The 16,869-nt window shown below is 59.8% G+C and carries 10 protein-coding genes; 4 read left to right on the top strand and 6 right to left on the bottom strand.

From position 1 onward, the window contains the following. The first annotated feature begins 294 nt into the window (after window positions 1-294). A complete protein-coding gene (locus GWG65_RS13570; protein WP_275196063.1) occupies window positions 295-1,281 on the top strand; it encodes a hypothetical protein in 987 nt (328 codons plus the stop codon). On the opposite strand, the gene GWG65_RS13575 is transcribed toward GWG65_RS13570, so the two are convergent. Further along, window positions 1,278-1,676 (bottom strand): VOC family protein, encoded by a 399-nt coding sequence (locus GWG65_RS13575; protein WP_275196064.1) that lies wholly within the window; start codon window positions 1,674-1,676, stop codon window positions 1,278-1,280. The two genes, GWG65_RS13570 and GWG65_RS13575, sit on opposite strands and share 4 nt — an antisense overlap. Window positions 1,677-1,931: 255 nt before the next feature. Beyond that, the gene (locus GWG65_RS13580; protein WP_275196065.1) at window positions 1,932-2,552 is read right to left on the bottom strand and encodes a GNAT family protein; all 621 of its coding nucleotides are present in this window, start codon (window positions 2,550-2,552) and stop codon (window positions 1,932-1,934) included. 131 nt (window positions 2,553-2,683) lie between these two features. On the opposite strand from GWG65_RS13580, the gene GWG65_RS13585 reads away from it, so the two are divergent. The 3 genes from GWG65_RS13585 (at window position 2,684) to GWG65_RS13595 (ending at window position 8,745) form a co-directional block, all read left to right on the top strand. Then, on the top strand, window positions 2,684-4,558 hold the full coding sequence (locus GWG65_RS13585) for an HAD-IIIC family phosphatase (protein ID WP_275196066.1): 1,875 nt from the start codon (window positions 2,684-2,686) through the stop codon (window positions 4,556-4,558). Beyond that, a complete protein-coding gene (locus GWG65_RS13590) occupies window positions 4,545-4,787 on the top strand; it encodes an acyl carrier protein (protein WP_275196067.1) in 243 nt (80 codons plus the stop codon). Before GWG65_RS13585 ends, GWG65_RS13590 begins: the two co-directional genes overlap by 14 nt. 358 nt (window positions 4,788-5,145) lie before the next feature. Beyond that, the gene (locus GWG65_RS13595) at window positions 5,146-8,745 is read left to right on the top strand and encodes a DUF4082 domain-containing protein (protein ID WP_275196068.1); all 3,600 of its coding nucleotides are present in this window, start codon (window positions 5,146-5,148) and stop codon (window positions 8,743-8,745) included. A gap of 151 nt (window positions 8,746-8,896) precedes the next feature. On the opposite strand, the gene GWG65_RS13600 is transcribed toward GWG65_RS13595, so the two are convergent. The 4 genes from GWG65_RS13600 to GWG65_RS13615 form a co-directional block, all read right to left on the bottom strand. After that, window positions 8,897-9,424 carry a transglutaminase-like cysteine peptidase gene (locus tag GWG65_RS13600; RefSeq protein WP_342760642.1) on the bottom strand — a complete coding sequence of 176 codons (528 nt, stop codon included), beginning with the start codon at window positions 9,422-9,424 and terminating at the stop codon, window positions 8,897-8,899. A 953-nt stretch (window positions 9,425-10,377) separates the two neighbouring features. Then, on the bottom strand, window positions 10,378-11,691 hold the full coding sequence (locus tag GWG65_RS13605; protein WP_275196070.1) for an HlyD family type I secretion periplasmic adaptor subunit: 1,314 nt from the start codon (window positions 11,689-11,691) through the stop codon (window positions 10,378-10,380). After that, window positions 11,688-13,622 carry a type I secretion system permease/ATPase gene (locus GWG65_RS13610; protein WP_275196071.1) on the bottom strand — a complete coding sequence of 645 codons (1,935 nt, stop codon included), beginning with the start codon at window positions 13,620-13,622 and terminating at the stop codon, window positions 11,688-11,690. Before GWG65_RS13610 ends, GWG65_RS13605 begins: the two co-directional genes overlap by 4 nt. Window positions 13,623-13,716: 94 nt before the next feature. After that, on the bottom strand, window positions 13,717-16,497 hold the full coding sequence (locus GWG65_RS13615) for an Ig-like domain-containing protein (protein ID WP_275196072.1): 2,781 nt from the start codon (window positions 16,495-16,497) through the stop codon (window positions 13,717-13,719). Window positions 16,498-16,869 lie beyond the last annotated feature (372 nt).

Raw genomic sequence — 16,869 nt, forward strand, 5'->3', positions numbered from 1 at the left:
CTCGGGGCAGAGCGCTGTTATGGTCGGCCATTTGACATTAAATTAGATCTATTATAATTTTAAATGCATTAATTGGCCGGGAAGCAACTTCGCTCATAAAAATCCTTTTCGGCGCACAACGAGTTCGGGCAGCCCAACCACATTGCGGCGCACAAGGCATCTCTATTCCCAAGTGGTAAAAGCGAAAGGCAGTTCATGACCGGACCCGAGGTCGGAGCAGCATTCAGGCAATTGCGGTCTGGCTTCGGTACGGCCTTGCGGCCAGGATTCTCACTGCCGCGCCTGGGAGCCTTGATGAGCCGAGCGCTTACGGAAACGCTCCTAGATCTTTCGGAACTAACAGTTCTCACTGAGGCTGCGACCGGCGCGTATGCCGTGACGGCCGTGCTCGCAGCGATGGCCGGAGCCAGGCGCGTCTATGCCTTCACGAAACCTACGCGGCACGGCACACCGGGCGATGCCAGGCAACAGACCCTAGAGCTTGCAGATTCGGTCGGTGTGGCCGATCGCATCGACGTCTTGGAGCAGATCACTCCGGATATTCTCAATCAAACGGATATTGTAACTAACAGTGGCCATCTTCGGCCTCTTACCGCTGCGCTCATTGATAAGTTACCAAGGGAGGCCGTCATCGCCTTGATGTTTGAGGCTTGGGAGTTTCGCCCCGAGGACCTCGACATGGAAGCATGCTTACGGCGCGGAATTCCGATTGTCGGCGTGAACGAACGCCACCCGGCAGTCGATGTCTTCTCGTTTCTCGGTCCACTGTGCGTGAAGCAACTTCACGATTGCGGCTTATCCGTTTACAAGAATCGCATTGCTGTGCTGTGTGACAATGACTTTGTTGGCTCGCTCCGCGCCGGTCTCGCGAGCTCCGGAGCGAGCGTGGACACTTTTGACAACGTCCAAGCTGTGTATCGCGACGAGTGGGACGCAATCATCGTCGCGCTGCGACCGGCGGCGGAGCCTCGTATCGGTTCGCCGGAAGCAACGCACCTCGCTGCTTGCGCGCCCCCGGGTGCCACTATCGTGCAGTTTTGGGGCGATATGGATCGGACCATATTGTCAGCAAATGGATTGGGCGTTTGGCCAACAGCGCCTCCGGCATTGGGGCACATGGGCATTCTGCTGTCAGACATTGGCCCTGAACCGATCGTAAGATTGCAGGCAGGCGGCCTCCGCGCTGCTGAGTGGGTACGGCGCCGCAGAACTGTCTCGTCTGACGGATTCGCGCAAATCGTCACTCAACCCCCCGATCCAGCTTTCGCCAATTCACACTAGGCTCTCGCCTCGATGAGTTCGATGAGCGTGAGAGTCGCGGAGGCGAGAAACACTACATGACGCATATCAAACGCGACCGCGGGAGCCGGTGACGATAAGGGAAAATACTGCTGCGCCCTGAACGAAGCGATTGCGTCGTCGAAGCGGTCCACTTCGTAAGCAAGATGATAAAATTTGTTGCCGCGCTTCAGTATACCCGCTACTGGCGATTCTGTGCCGGCCGGCTCAATGAGTTCGAGGCGCGGACCGCCGCCGGACACGAACTGAATCCGAACCTGCTGGATCGGGTCCTCGAACAATGGGCCTTCGGGACTGTAGCCAGCTATTGCGAGCTCCGGCAGCTCCGCCGCGATCTTTCGGCACGCCATTCCCACATGATGAAAATGCAAATCCATATGCTGTTCCTATTTCCCTTGTCGGCCCAAGGAGAGATGGATGCGTCCGGCCGGAGTAAAAATACCAGGACTGTAGAGGTCTCCGCGAGCAAGTAAACGATACGAACTTTCCCTCGGGCGCTCCGGAAACAGGAAGGACCAAAGGTCGGTGATCCAGACGCCGTCCGTGAGAGCCTCAGAAGGACATCCAACTCCAGAGCGAAATCCGTCGCCTCCAGAAGCGCGATGCGCTGCTCCGACTAGCTGCTCGGACGATTAACTTTCCCGCTCGTCGAGGAGCAGCGCAGACCAAGCCTGCTTCAACCGCGGATAATCTTCGCGCGACATCCGAAACGTAATCACGTCGTCGCCGTTCCACCAAGCCTTCGGCGAAATCTTTTCGATCTGGAAACCAAGGCGAATATGGAAGTTCTTCGCGGGCCCGTTCATGCTTTGCACGTTGGCTACCACGACCGAAAGCCCTAGCTGCACGAACGCGAAGTCGAAAAGCAGATCGAATATCTCTGCCAGAAAGAGGCGCGCGCCCGGATCAACGATCAACCGCGCCACCTCGCCGCGTTTCGCCGCGAAATCCAGGTTCGCAAGGGCGACGCTGGCAGCCGGTTGTCCTGAGCGTTTGAATTCGGCAATGAAATAGTAGTCGTCCACCCTGGCCTGATAGCTTCGGAAAAACTCTTCCTGCTGGGTCAAGGTCAGCGTTTCTCGGGTCAGGAACTTGCCGAGAATGGGATCGTTCCGCCAAGCGACAATCTGCGCGGAGTCCGCCAGCCGGACCTCCCGGAGGAGCAGGTTATTTCCTTCAGGAAGCCGTTTAAGATTCTCAGCTTTGGTGGAAAGCATGCCCGGGCTCGGCGACTCTCCCATATACGCCACCATCTATTTATTTCACCTTAAATAAAGGCATTTAATTATATTGACTGAAACATTATCATTATTTAATGTAAGTGGCAATCAGATGATGCTGCTTTCCCTGATGGAGGCTCGCTATTCTCGCTGCTCTACCCGTCTTGCCGGACCGGCCCGTCAATGATGCCGAACTCAAGTCCCTAGCGCTGTCCGGGGATGCCGCGTTCTGGGGGCATCTCGCCGCCCGGTCGCGGCAAGCGGCGAGTTTTTCCGAACTGTTCTTTCTCTCGACGCTTCGAAAAAAGGCGAAGCTACCTACGATCGAAAGTGTCCAGCCAAAACTCCGCCTCGCCTTGATCGGCGGCTACAACCTGTATCCTCTACACGAACTGGTTGAACACCTTCTGGCAATTCGTGGAGTCGAGTGCGAACGCTTCCTCGGCGAGTACGATAATTTCGTCTCGGAAATCCTCGACGGCTCAAGTCCACTCTACGCCTTCAAGCCAGATCTCGCCTTCATTCTGCCGAACGCGAACCACTGCCGGTTCTCCGGCTCGCTCCTCGATGCCGTGAAACGTCAGCGCGAAGCTGCAGTCGGCGCCGCGGAGCAGCTCCTCAACCTCGCGCAGACCTTCACCGCACGCTCGGGCGCGGCGGTGATTCTATCCAATCTTGCGCTTCCCGCCGACCTCGATCTCGGCTCGTTTCGTTCACGCACGCTTGGCGCCGATTGGAGTTTCCGCAAAGCAGTAAACCTTGAGCTCGGGCTGCGGGCCCCAGCTGAGGTTCAAATCTGCGACGTCGAGTTCCTCTCGGCGCGCCGAGGAATCACAGCCGCTGAGGATGCGCGAGCGTGGTATGAATCGAAGCAGCTCGGCTCACCTGATTTTCTCGTGGACATCGCGCAAGAGCTAAGCCATCTGATCGCCTCCCGAAAGCAAGGCCCCAAGAAGGTGTTGGCAGTCGATCTCGATCACACTTTATGGGGCGGCGTGATCGCGGAGGACGGTGTCGAGGGAATCGAACTTGGCGACTCCTCTCCCCGCGGCGAAGCTTTCAAGGCTTTCCAGAAGTACCTGCTTGCGCTTTCCGAACGCGGCGTCCTGCTTGCGGTATGCAGCAAGAACGACCATGCGCGCGCGATCGAGGTATTCGAGAAGCATCCCGAGATGGTTCTCCGGCTGGAGCACTTCGCGGCCTTCAAAGCCAATTGGGACCCGAAGTCCGACAACTTGCAGCGAATCGCGAATGAACTCCGGGTTGGCATGGACAGCTTCGTCTTCGCCGACGACAACCCGGCGGAGATCGAGATCGTGCGCCAGTTTCAGCCCCAGGTCGAAGGCGTGCTCCTCGGGCCGGATCCCGCCGAATTCATCGGCCGCCTCCAGGCGGGGCGCCATTTCGAGCCACGGAACGTCACCGAGGAGGATCTCGAGCGGACGGCGCAGTATAGGCAGGAACGGCGACGTACGGAGCTCGCGGCGAGCGTAACCGACATGCCAGCCTACCTCGCCTCGCTCGAGATGCGAGGCACGATCAAAGAGTTCGACCGGCTCGACCTACCCCGCATTGCCCAGCTGATCGCGCGCAGCAACCAGTTCAACCTGACGACGGTCCGTCGATCCGAAACTGAGATCCAGGGACTCCTAAAAAGGCCGGACTACCGGTGCTTCACGATGCGGCTCGAGGATCGGTTCGGTGATTCCGGGCTCATCTCTGTGGTCATTGCAAAGATTGAGGGCGGCGTCCTCGTTCTCGATACCTGGCTCATGAGCTGCCGCGTACTTAAGCGCCAGGTCGAGGACGAGATCATGAATGAGATTTTCCGGGTTGCAAAGGTCGCCGGCTGCGCAAAAGTTCGCGGCATTTATGTTCCAACGGCAAAAAACGGGATCGTCGCCGGAATCTACGAGCAGTTTGGCTTCATGCGTACGGAAGACTCCGCCACCCGAAAAGAGTTCGAGCTCAAGGTGGAAACGTATCAGATGCGTTCGACAAAGATCCGCTTAACCCGGAGGGCTTATGAAGCAAGCTGAAGTGCTGGCGAAGTTGCAGGAGGTACTCGACGGCATCTTCCTTGAGAAGGTCGCGGCCAAGCCCGAGCTATCGGCGGCCGATGTCGAGGAGTGGGACTCGCTCATGCAGATCTCGCTCGTCATCGCCATCGAGCAGAAGTTTCGCGTGCGATTCCGCGTTGGCGAAGTCGAGACAGCCCGGAACCTGGGTGAGTTCGCCGATCTGATCGCGAAACGGATGGAGCCATGAGAGCTGGACATCGCGGACCGCTGACCACGATGGCTTCGGGCAGGCGCGATCATTCCCCACACTGTCGCGCGCGAGATCCGTCTCGACCAAGCGAGTAAACGTCCCTTCGCCGAGGACCAGGCGATTCAGCGCGGCCAAGAGACTGTTCACTATCCGTGACGCACGCCGCTTCTTTCAACTTCAACAAAAATTGACGAGCGTCGCGTCTCCAACGTAAAAAATAGTTTCTATTTAATTGGTTTTTTGTTATTTAAATATTATTAATGCGAATACCACGGCAGTCACACTGCGCTGCAACCCGCACAGGTAAGTTTAGGTCGTAGCCTACTACGCTGACTAGCCCGGGAGTACAACCAACGTGGCGAGTACCACCACCCTGTTCACCACCCAGACGCCGTCCGTCACCAATGCCACCGACGGGACAGGGGCGGATTACGAGCTGGGGATGCGCTTCACCAGCGACACGTCCGGCGTGATCCAGGCGATCCGGTACTACAAGGCTGCGAACGAGACCGGCACCCATGTCGGCCACATCTGGTCGGCCACCGGCCAGGAGCTGGCGACGGTCACCTTCACCAACGAAGGCGCATCGGGCTGGCAGCAGCAGGCGCTCGCCACGCCGCTCACCATCGCGGCCGGTACGACCTACGTGGTCTCAGTCAATATCAACAGCTACTACGTCTCCACCCCCCAGGGCTTCGCCTCCGGCATCAGCAACGGCGGCCTGAACGCTGCGGCCGGCGCCGGCGTCTTCGACTACAGCGTGGGCGTCTTCCCAACCGCCGTCTATCAGAATACAAACTATTTCCGCGACGTCGTGTTCGCTGCGGGCTCGTCGACGCCCAATAATCGCTCCGGTACGGTGAGCGTCAGCGGGACCCCGACGCAGAACCAGATTTTGACCGCGACGGTGAGCGATGCGGATGGAGTGCCGGGCGCCGTCACCTATCAGTGGCAGCGAAGCACGAACGGCACCACATGGAGCAACATCACTGGCGCGACGGCGAGCACGCTGACCCTCGGACAGGCCCAGGTCGGCAGCTTCATACGTGTTACCGCCGCCTACACGGATCTCCTGGGCAGCAGCGAGACCCCGGTGAGCTCCGCGACCGCCACGGCGGTGGCCAACGTCAACGACGTCGGTGCCGTCACGATCAGCGGCACGGCGACCCAGAACCAGACGCTGACGGCCAGCGTCACGGATCCTGACGGCGTCCCGGCGAGCATCACCTATCACTGGCAGAGCAGCGCCGACGGCACCACCTGGACAAATCTCACCACCACGACCTCGAGTCTCACCCTCGACAGCAGCCTGGTCGGCAAGCGGATCCGGGTGAATGCCACCTACACCGACCTGCTCGGCACCAGCGAGAACGCAACCAGCACGGCCACGGCGACGGTTACAGCTGCGAGTGCCACCACCACCCTGTTCACCACCCAGACGCCGTCCGTCACCAATGCCACCGACGGGACAGGGGCGGATTACGAGCTGGGGATGCGCTTCACCAGCGACACGTCCGGCGTGATCCAGGCGATCCGGTACTACAAGGCTGCGAACGAGACCGGCACCCATGTCGGCCACATCTGGTCGGCCACCGGCCAGGAGCTGGCGACGGTCACCTTCACCAACGAAGGCGCATCGGGCTGGCAGCAGCAGGCGCTCGCCACGCCGCTCACCATCGCGGCCGGTACGACCTACGTGGTCTCAGTCAATATCAACAGCTACTACGTCTCCACCCCCCAGGGCTTCGCCTCCGGCATCAGCAACGGCGGCCTGAACGCTGCGGCCGGCGCCGGCGTCTTCGACTACAGCGCGGGCGTCTTCCCGACCGCCGTCTATCAGAATACAAACTATTTCCGCGACGTCGTGTTCGCCCCTTCCAACGTCATCGCACTTTTTAACACTTCTACGATTTACGTCAGCGAAGCGGCCGGCACGGCCACCGTCACCGTCACACGCACCGGCGACCTCCAGTCTCAGAACACCGTTGAGTACACGACGAATGAAATCGGCACCGCCGACACTGCAACGGCTGGATCGGACTTCATTCAGCCCATCTTCAATGGTCGGACGAACACCGGCCAGATCGTCTTCGCACCGGGGGAGAGCACCAAGAGCTTCACCATCAGCATCGTCAACGATCAGCTTACCGAGGGCAACGAAACGTTCGCCGTCGGGCTTCAAAATCCCGGCTCCGGATCCCTCGGAGCCCCACGCACCGTGCTCGTAACCATCGTCGACGACGACTCACCCGCCACGATCGCAATGGCGGACCTCGTGGTGAGTGCTGCGGAGAGCAGCCCGACGGCGACGATCACGCTGCTGCGCAGCGGGAGCGTCAATCAAGCAGCCACGGTCGGCTTCACGACGAGCAACGGCAGCGCACTCGCAGGATCCGATTACACCACGTCGTCCGGCACGGTGACCTTTGCTGCTGGCCAGGTGAGCCAAACCATCTCGGTGCCGATCATCAACGATGCGACGCCGGAGAACGACGAAACCTTCACCGTTACCTTGAGCAACCCGACGGGTGCCACTCTCGGCGCTCAGGCAACAACGACAGTGAAGATCCTGGACAATGACAACCCCGCTCTCGGCAATCTGGTGGGCGAGACAGCCGCGACGGGGCTGAACCAACCAGTGGCGATGGACTGGACTCCCGACGGCCGCTACATGCTGGTCGCGCAGAAGGACGGCGTGGTGCGCTTGGTGGACAACGGCACATTGCGATCGACTCCGCTCATCGACCTTTCGAGCAAGGTAAATGATTTCGGTGATCGCGGACTGCTGGGGATCGCGGTGAATCCGAATTTCACAAGCAACCATTACGTCTACCTGCTCTACACTTACGATCCGCCCGAGACGGCGGGCCAGAGCGGTCTCGCGGCCGCCGATCAGGGCGGCAACCGACCTTGTCGTCTGGTGAGGGTCACTGTCGACCCCACCACAATGATCGCCGATCCGTCCAGTGAAGTGGTGCTCGTCGGCAAGAACAGCGTCTGGGCCTATATCAGCCGTCCCGACGTGAACAGCGGCGGCGATCCCAGCATCGTTCCTTCCGGGATCGTCAACGGCACCACAATCACAGCTCCCGCGAGTCAGATCGAGGTTGGATCGCAGGACAACGATCCGGACAGGGCCGGCATCCAGAACCAGAATATCCGTGACTATCTTGCAACCGACAGCGATTCGCACTCCATAGGTGCCGTTCATTTCGGCCCCGACGGCTATCTCTACCTCACCGTCGGGGATGGCACATCGTACAACTTCGTCGATCCCCGCGCAGTGCGGGTCCAAGACATCCACAATCTCTCGGGCAAGCTCTTGCGGATCGATCCCATTACAGGCGAGGGAGCGCCCGGCAATCCGTATTATCAGGCCGGCGATCCAAACAGCAATCAGTCGAAAGTGTTCTACTACGGCGTCCGCAACGCGTACCGCTTCAGCTTCGATCCCGTCACGAATCTGCCCGTAGTTGGAGATGTGGGCTGGAACAACTGGGAAGAGATCGATACGGGGCCTGCCGGCTCGAATTTCGGATGGCCCTATTTTGAAGGTCCGGACAGAACCGCCAGCTACCAGAACCTCGCCCAGGCGATCACGTTCTACAATAATGGCAACCGCAACAATACGTCGGACCCGGCTGCCGTGTTCCCGATCTTACCTCTGAGCCACGGGGCTCCGGACAACGCCCACGTGATCACTGCAGGGGATTTCTACAATCAGAACACTATGTTCTTCGACGACGTCTACAATGGAACGATCTTCGCAGCGACATTGAACGCGAGCCGGCAGGTCGCAAGCGTCCAGTTGGTGGACAACGTACAAGGCATTGTGGACCTGCAGAAGGGACCCGATGGTTGGCTCTACGGTGCCGATATATATGATGGCACGATCCGACGTTGGGTGGACCCCTCGGCCGCCGCCGGGAGCACGCTGGGCCTCGCGGCGTCATGACGGCGGGAGCGCCGGCTCCCGACGACTATCGCCCGCGATCTGCGGGGCGAACGTCAGTGCGGCCCAGGCTCAGGTGAGATGTCGAGAAGCTACCGCTCTTGAGACTTATCTATATTTTACATCGATGGGGATTCCGGCCGCGTGGCAGAAATCATGCTCCTGGGCGGCCAGCCGTTGCCCACAGGCGGCTGTCGCTCGGCATCTGCATGCGGACCCAGCCATACGGCACCCGCGACCACGGCTTGATCTCGGGTGTCAGATTGTCGAGGACCAGGTCGCCAGTCCTGGCGCGCACCACTAGCACAAGGTGATGGTCTCCAGAACTGATCACCACTTCGCTCAATAGCAGAACCCGCGCGGGCCAGCCGCGTTGCAGCAGTTCATGCCGCTTGCTCACTGCGTAGTCGTTGCAATCACCGCGATCGGGGTTGACGATCCACTCCTCACCTGCAAGGCCGAGTTCATTGGGCTGCGGAGCAATGGCGCGGTTCACGGCGCGATTGACTGCTTTCAGCTCTGCCCACCGTTCCTTCGTCAACCGGAGCGGCCCGCCGCGGAAGAAACGCCGCGCGCGACATTCGGCCTCATAGCGCAGGCAAAACATCGTGTAAGTGAGGGGCGGAAGCGTCGGGCGTCCCAACTCGATGTGCGCAAGAGCCGCTTGCGGGGCCGTCGGCATGGTCGACAGTGCTGCACGCGCCCACTGAACGCCTCCGATCATGACAGCTATGGCTGCCGCGATGACTGGGCCCGAGGTTCGTTGCATCTGCCGATCCCCCTACGAACGCCAAACTGAGGTCGGATCCACCGCCGGCGCGGTTCGCCCTGTCGCGAGAACACTACTCCCGCATTATAATATTAAATCCTAATTAAATTCAATATAATGCGCAAACTTAAATTCAACAATTAAATACACGTGACGACAGCCTGCAAGGGGACCGCCATGGCGCCCCGCAGCCCTGCCGAAGAAAGAATGGCGAGAAATGAAGGAGCGAGAAGTCTTGATCGCTCGGATATCCCGATAGAAAGGCCAGTCAAGCGCGCACGAAACGTGCTTCGCGCATCCGGAGCCGGGGCAACAATTTAACGCCCATACGATTTTAATTGTTGATTTAATTATTCACCGGGGCCAAATCGTCGAGCCGTACTTCTTCGATCAGGACAGTTTCATAATGCCAGATGAGCTACTCGTCATCCTAGGGGCTGAAGCTTCAATACTTATCTTCCTGGCCGCGATGACCCTATACGTTAAGCGAATGGACGTGCTGAGCGGACGGTCGTTCGAGCGATCCGTAGTCCCGCCCACGGACAACAGGCATCCGCTACGGTCGATCCGTCGAAAGCCACGCGATCTATTGCGTCTGATCAGGAGGTGGGTCGATCTCACCGCGCTCGCCCCACCAAATCTCTTACGACGACCCGACATCACCAGAACGCCGCGGCCGAGCCTTCAAACCAGACCGCAGGCTCCGTCCCGGCTTGTGACGCGCACTCGTCGGCCAGCCACGCCCGCTGCGGATGCTTCCGGCCGCCCAGCCGCGTCTTTAGAGACTAATCGTAACGCTGGCGCCCACGGATAGGGCGCCAGCCCCGAATTCGCGCAGTCGAGCGCTACTATCTTCCCGCGAAGAGTCAGCGCTCCTTGAATGCGCGCTCCGCCTGATCGTGCAGCGGCTTGAGCAGGTAGGATAGCGCGGTCCGACCTGCCGTCTTGATGAAGACCTCGACCGGCATGCCGGGCAACAGCTTGGCCGACCCGAGTTTCGCCAGCTCTTCCGGCTTCAGCAGGACGCGACCCGTGTAGTAACTCGTGCCGGCACGCTGATCCTGGGTGATGTCTGCCGAGACCATGCTGACCTCTCCGTCGATTTCGGGGGTGGTCTTCTGGTTGAACGCCGCGAAGCGCATTGTCGCTGTCTGCCCCATATAGACCTGGTCGATATCACGCGGTGCGATCTTGACCTCAACCGCAAGCGAGTCCGCATCGGGCACGATCAGCATGATCTGCTCGCCGGGAGAGATTACACCCCCAACCGTGTGGACGCTTAGCTCGTGGACGCGGCCGGTTTGCGGTGCCCTGATATCGATCCGATTCAATTGATCGACCGCCGCAGTCTTGCGCTCGCTCAGCTCGGAGAGCTTCGATCGCGTTTCGATCAGATCCTTGCCCACCTCCGTCCGCAGGTCCTGGTCGATCTGAATGATCTGGAGCCCGATTTCGGCGATCTTGCCCTTCGACTGAGCAATCATTCCTGCCAGCTGGCTGCGCTCGCCTTCGAGGCGGGCGGAATCGCGCTCGAGGGAATTGAGCCGCGTGATCGGCACCAGATTTTTTTGCCAGAGACTGCGCACGCCCTCCAGCTCCTGCCGGATAAATTCGACTTCCTTCTGCTTGGCCTCGGTCTGCCCCGTGAGGCCTTTGATCTCGTTTTCCAGCTGCGCGCTTTTCTCCTGCAACTGCGCTTTTTGGCCGCTCCGCGCCTGACGACGCAGCTCGAACAGCTTTCGCTCCGCAGTGATTGCACGGCTCGCCTCGGAGTTGCTCTCCTTGGCCCGGTCGAGCAGCACCTTGGGAAAGATAGCCTGCTCAGCGCCATCGCGCTCGGCCTCCAGACGAGCCTGCCGCGCGAACAGCTCATCGAGGCTGTTTGTGACGATGGTCGCATTCGCGAGCGTCTGAGTCTCGTCGAGGCGGATCAAAACATCCCCTGCATTAACCCGGGCGCCCTCTCGCACGCGCAACTCTCCCACGATCCCACCAGTGGAGTGCTGAACCTTCTTGACGCTCGAATCCACCACGACCACGCCTTGGGCGATCACTGCGCCCGACAATTGGGTCGTTGTCGCCCAACCGCCGATCCCAAAGGTCACCAAACCGAACATGATCATACCGACGATCATGTAACGCTGGATGGATTGCATCGCCGGTGTCACCTGGCCATTCATCGGCCACCTCCTTGAGCTTCCGCGACGACCTTGAGCGGTGTGGGATTTCGCAACACTCTCTTGAGGACCTCCTCTCTCTTGCCGAAGGACTGCACCCTCCCTTCCCCGAGGCACAAAACATGATCCACACCTTCCAACGCCTTCGGACGATGCGCAACAACGGCGACAATTCCGCCCCGACGGCGCACGTTCAGGATCGCCTCGGTCAAGGCGTCCTCGCCCTCGGCGTCGAGATTGGAAGACGGCTCATCAAGTACGACCAGAAACGGCTTGCCGTAAAAGGCGCGCGCGAGCCCGATGCGCTGCCGCTGGCCCGCCGATAGCGCTAACCCTCCTTCGCCAATCTTCGTGCCGTAGCCGTCTGGAAGGGAGAGGATGAGACCGTGCGCGCCCGCGGCATGCGAAGCTTCCAGAACTGCGGCGGCCGTTGCCTGCGGATCGAACCGTGCAATGTTCATGGCAATGCTGCCGTCGAACAATTCGACGTCCTGAGGCAGATAACCGATGTGCTTGCCGAGGGCGTCCGAAGACCAGTGATCGAGCGAAGCGTTGTCGAGCCGGATCCTGCCTCGCATGCACGGCCACACTCCCACCAGCGCACGTGCCAACGTCGATTTGCCGGATCCGCTCGGACCAATGATTCCAACCGCCTGCCCGCTCCGCAGCTGGAACGACACTTCACTGACGGTGGGCCTCTCCGAGTTCGGGGCGCCAATATAGAGGTGCTCGGCGGTGAGGGTTTCAACAGGCGCAGGCAATGCCAACCGCTCCTCCTCGCTAGGCAGAAGCTTCAGCAAGCGATCGAGCCTTTCCCCCGATTGCCGCGCGGCGACGAACCCTTTCCAGTTCGCGATGGCCATTTCGACGGGCGCCAGTGCCCGCGCGGTGAGGATCGATCCGGCGATGATGATGCCGGCCGTGGATTCCTGATTGATGACGAGGACGGCGCCAACGGCAAGAACCAGCGATTGCAAGATCGCCCGAAAAATCTTGGAAGCGCCCCCCAGTCCGTTAACGACATCGCTGGCCCGCTCATGGGCCGCGAGGTACTTCGCGTTGACATCCCGCCAACGTAAGCCCGCCTGTTGCCGCATGCCCATGGCCTGCAAAACCTCGGCATTTCGCCGCCCCTCGAGCGCCAGTGCGGTTCGCGAGACGGCGAGACGCGAGGACGCCTTTGCCGGCCCCCGGGTGCGTGTTTCCGTGAGCATCGTAATGCCAACCAGCACCAGCGCGCCGACCAGCGCAGTGACGCCAATCCAGAAGTGAAAGAGGAAGCAGACGCCGAGATAGATCGGCATCCAAGGCAGATCAAAGAGCGCCGTCGGCCCTCCGCTCGACAGGAAGCTGCGGACCTGATCAAGGTCCCGCACCGGCTGCAAGCCATCGCCATCGGCCCTGGTCTTGAGAGGCAGGCGAACAAGCGCGTCGAATATCCGAGCGCTGAGCCTTTCATCGAAATACCGGCCGACCCGGGCGCTGATCCTGTTCCTGACGAGGTCCAGCCCACCCTGAAACAGGTAAAGAACCGTGGCTAGAGCCATCAGGGCGATCAGCGTCGGTATGCTGCGCCCGGGCAACACCCGATCATAGACCTGCAGCATGAAAAACGAGCCGGTGAGCATGAGGAGATTGCTCATCCCGCTGAAGGCCGCGAGGGCCCAGAAAATCCGGCGGCAAGACCGCAGGAAAGCCGACATCTCTGACTGCGACTCGTCATAGTCCTCCGCCGGCCGGGGTCGACCAGCGAATATCCGTTGCCGCAGGGCTTCGACCGGGCGCTTTGCCCAGCCGATCAGTCGCGGTGTCCGCAGGTCGGCGTCTTCCGCCCACTGCCGTCCGAGCGCCCACAGTCCTGATATGTGCAGAAGTGGAATTCGATAAAGATTCGCGGGCGGGGGGAATACCCCCCGCCGTCCAAAGTCAATCATGGCAGCCGCCCTTGAACCATGCCTTTGTCGGTAGATCCCCCAAGAGATCCCCAAGGCAATTGTTGAGTACTACTCTGTGTGGTTACGCCGTCCCCTACGCGAAGTGGAAGTCGTGGCTGGTCAACGCATCGAGCTTGGTGTTCTTCAGCGTGAGCGTGTCGCTCCCCGTCGCGATCACGACGTCTTGGCCTGATTGGGCCGCGTGGGAGAGAACGCTCGCAAAACTGTCGAACACACTCTTGCTGAACTCGATCGTGTCGTGCGCAGGACCGCGGGCAACGAAGTCCTTGATGACGTCGTGGCCGAAGTTCGCGCCAAACACGAAGGTGTCGGCCTGGCTGCTGCCAACAAAGGTGTCGTCGCCAGAAGTGCCCTTCAGTGTCGTGTTGCCCGTCGAGGCGACGAACGTACTGCCTGAAGTAGCCACGACCTGACTGGTGCTGTCGGATACGGTGGACGACGCAGCTGCGGTGGAAGTACCGATCTGCCCGTCACTGTTCAGATCCTGATGGAAGCTCGTCTCGAGCGATTTAAGGCCAGAGTCCGTACCCGACACGGAGCCGCCCGACGTTGAGCCAGTCAGCGTGCTCACATGGGAAACGTAGTTGCCGTTGTTGTCGGTGTTCCACGCGGTGTACTGACCGGTGCTCGTCTCCTTCCAGGCAACCTGATAGCCCGTCGCCGTCTTCTCCGCACCAATGGGAGTCCAGGTGCCATCTGACCCGCCCACAAAATCGGCACCGTTATCCTTCAGCGAGGGGCCCGATCCGCCGCTGTCGTTGAGGTAGTATTTGCCGCCACTCTCAACGAGACTTGTCACACCGGCCGACTCGATGACCTTGCCTGTAGTCGGCGTTGGCGACGTCGGTGCGGTTGCAGTGGAAGTACCGATCTGCCCGTCACCGTTCAGATCCTGATGGAAGCTCGTCTCCAGCGATTTGAGGCCGGAGTCCGTACCCGACACGGAGCCGCCCGACGTTGAGCCGGTCAGGGTGTCGATATGGGAAACGTAGTTGCCGTTGTTGTCGGTGTTCCACGCCGTGTACTGACCGGTGCTCGCCTCCTTCCAGACGACCTCATAGCCCGTCGCCGTCTTCTCCGCACCAATCGGTGCCCAGGTGCCATCCGACCCGTTCACAAACTCCACACCGTTATCCTTCAGCGTGGGGCCCGATCCGGTGCTGCCGTTGAGGTAATATTTGCCGCCGCTCTCAACGAGAGTTGTCGCGCCAGCTGACTCGACTACCGTACCGGCAGTCGGCGAAGTCGGCGGCGTCGGTGCGGACGGGATCGCCGAGGTCGCGATGCTGGCCGCGAACGCGGTGGACGCCGCGCCGGTGTTCCCTGCCGCGTCCGTTGCCGTCGCGGTGAGGCTGTGCGAACCCGCCGCAAGGGTTGCGCTGGTGTAGCCCCACACGCCACTGCTGTTGGTCGTGGCAGTCCCGATCTGGGTCGTGCCGTCGAACACCTTAACGACGCTGCTCGCCTCGGCACTGCCCGACAACACCACCTGATTGGCGCTGTTCACCGTATGGCTGGCAATGGTCGGCGCGGTCGGCGCTTTGGTGTCAACGGTTACGGCCAAAGCAGACGACGCCGCGCTGGTCTGACCCGACGAGTTGGTCGCCGTTGCGGTGAGTGTATGCTTGGCGTCGGTCAGGACCTTTGTGATGTAGTCCCAGGCGCCTGCAGAATCGGCGGTCATTGTACCGATCTGGACCGAGCCATCGTAGATCTTGACGGTGCTGTTTGCGCCCGCGGTACCCTTGAGCTCAAGCGTATTGTCGCTCGTGATGCGGTCGCCGGCGACACCGCTGTCGGTCGAGAAGGACGCGATGACAGGAGCGACAGGCAGAGTAGAACCGGTCGAACCGGAACCAGACGACGTGCTGCCCGACGAGCCATCAGCCCCTGCCGGCACCACCACTGGAGAAGATGTTGGCGCCGATTCGGTATTATTCGAATTGACCACCTGACCGCTTCGCATATCCATATTGTTGGAGAACGACCAGCCGTTCGGAGCGGAGTAGAATGCCCCCCACGCCGCCTGCAGATCAAAGAAGTTGTCATGCACGCTGCCACTGAGGGCAGAACTGTTGTCGTTATAGGAATTGGCATGAACCATATACGACATCGCTGAACCGGCGGATCCACCGGCCGCAATCATCGTGTTGTATGCCATGACGGCATTCTGGATCACCCCGCCCTGAGTATTGCTGTAGAACTGGAAGCCCTCGCCCCCCGACGCCTGCGGCGTCTGATAGGTGGTGTTAAACTCGACATCCACCGAGCCCGCGGTGCCGCCGCCGAACTGCAGGAAGTTCAGATGGGCGCCGTCTTCAATCGCCCCTTGCTCGACCAGATTATATTTATAGACAACGGAGAAGCTTGGGCTGCCGTTTGCCTGCGTGAATTCGACGACGTGCTGCGGAAATTCCTTGAACCAGTTGTACTCCATCGTGACCTGGCCCGAACCCGCGAAGCCGATGAACGACGTTGCGTTTCCGATGGTGCTGCCATCAAAGGTATTGTGCGTGATGGTCAGATTGGACGCCGCCGAGCTTCCGTAGATCAGATATGATCCCTGGTTGGTGCCAATCGCAAAATTACTATTTGAAATCGTCGCATTCGCACCTGCGACGTTCACCTGATATCCGCCGTGAAGGGAAAAATCATACCCATCAAGCGTGATATTGCTTCCGCTAATCGTTATCGTGCGGCTCGACGTATCTATCGAAACACCCGCCATCGCGATCGTCGCCGGATCCTTGAGCGATGTCGATGTCGCCCCGACTGCATAATCGACGCCGGCGACATTCCAGCCCGGCCGCGCTGAATAGCCGTCAAGGAGGTTCGGAAGTTGCGAAGTTGCCATTAAGAAGGGTCCCCTATTCGAGTTTAATCTGGCCTGCCACACACCACGCGATCAAATAACTTCATTTGAAGTCACGCAGCGATTTTCAGATCATGTAAAGTCAAGCCTGCGATGCAAGGCAGCATCCGTATGGTTCATCGCCGAAGGCTTTTTTGGGACAACAACACGACTCAGCAAAGGTAATTCAGGGTCTAAAGTAGTGGCGCCGAGCGCACAACTTAGCTCTCCATGTTTATCCCCAAAAACATAAACATATTCTGGTGCGCATTAATTTGATTATCTATTGCACATCAAATATTTCGACCATTCGCGTTCAAGTACAAGAAGTTAGTTCTCCGGATTCGCAAAGAGGCCGGAATTTGCGAAAGCTGC

It is taken from the genome of Bradyrhizobium sp. CSA207 (assembly GCF_029051685.1).
GTDB lineage: Bacteria > Pseudomonadota > Alphaproteobacteria > Rhizobiales > Xanthobacteraceae > Bradyrhizobium.

What these genes read in the sequence shown, in the direction of transcription:
- GWG65_RS13575 (WP_275196064.1), bottom strand. Translation starts at nt 1,676, where the DNA reads ATGGATTTGCATTTTCATCATGTGGGAATGGCGTGCCGAAAGATCGCG.
- GWG65_RS13580 (WP_275196065.1), bottom strand. Translation starts at nt 2,552, where the DNA reads ATGGTGGCGTATATGGGAGAGTCGCCGAGCCCGGGCATGCTTTCCACC.
- GWG65_RS13600 (WP_342760642.1), bottom strand. Translation starts at nt 9,424, where the DNA reads ATGCCGACGGCCCCGCAAGCGGCTCTTGCGCACATCGAGTTGGGACGC.
- GWG65_RS13610 (WP_275196071.1), bottom strand. Translation starts at nt 13,622, where the DNA reads ATGATTGACTTTGGACGGCGGGGGGTATTCCCCCCGCCCGCGAATCTT.
- GWG65_RS13615 (WP_275196072.1), bottom strand. Translation starts at nt 16,497, where the DNA reads ATGGCAACTTCGCAACTTCCGAACCTCCTTGACGGCTATTCAGCGCGG.
- GWG65_RS13605 (WP_275196070.1), bottom strand. Translation starts at nt 11,691, where the DNA reads ATGAATGGCCAGGTGACACCGGCGATGCAATCCATCCAGCGTTACATG.
- GWG65_RS13590 (WP_275196067.1), top strand. Translation starts at nt 4,545, where the DNA reads ATGAAGCAAGCTGAAGTGCTGGCGAAGTTGCAGGAGGTACTCGACGGC.
- GWG65_RS13570 (WP_275196063.1), top strand. Translation starts at nt 295, where the DNA reads ATGAGCCGAGCGCTTACGGAAACGCTCCTAGATCTTTCGGAACTAACA.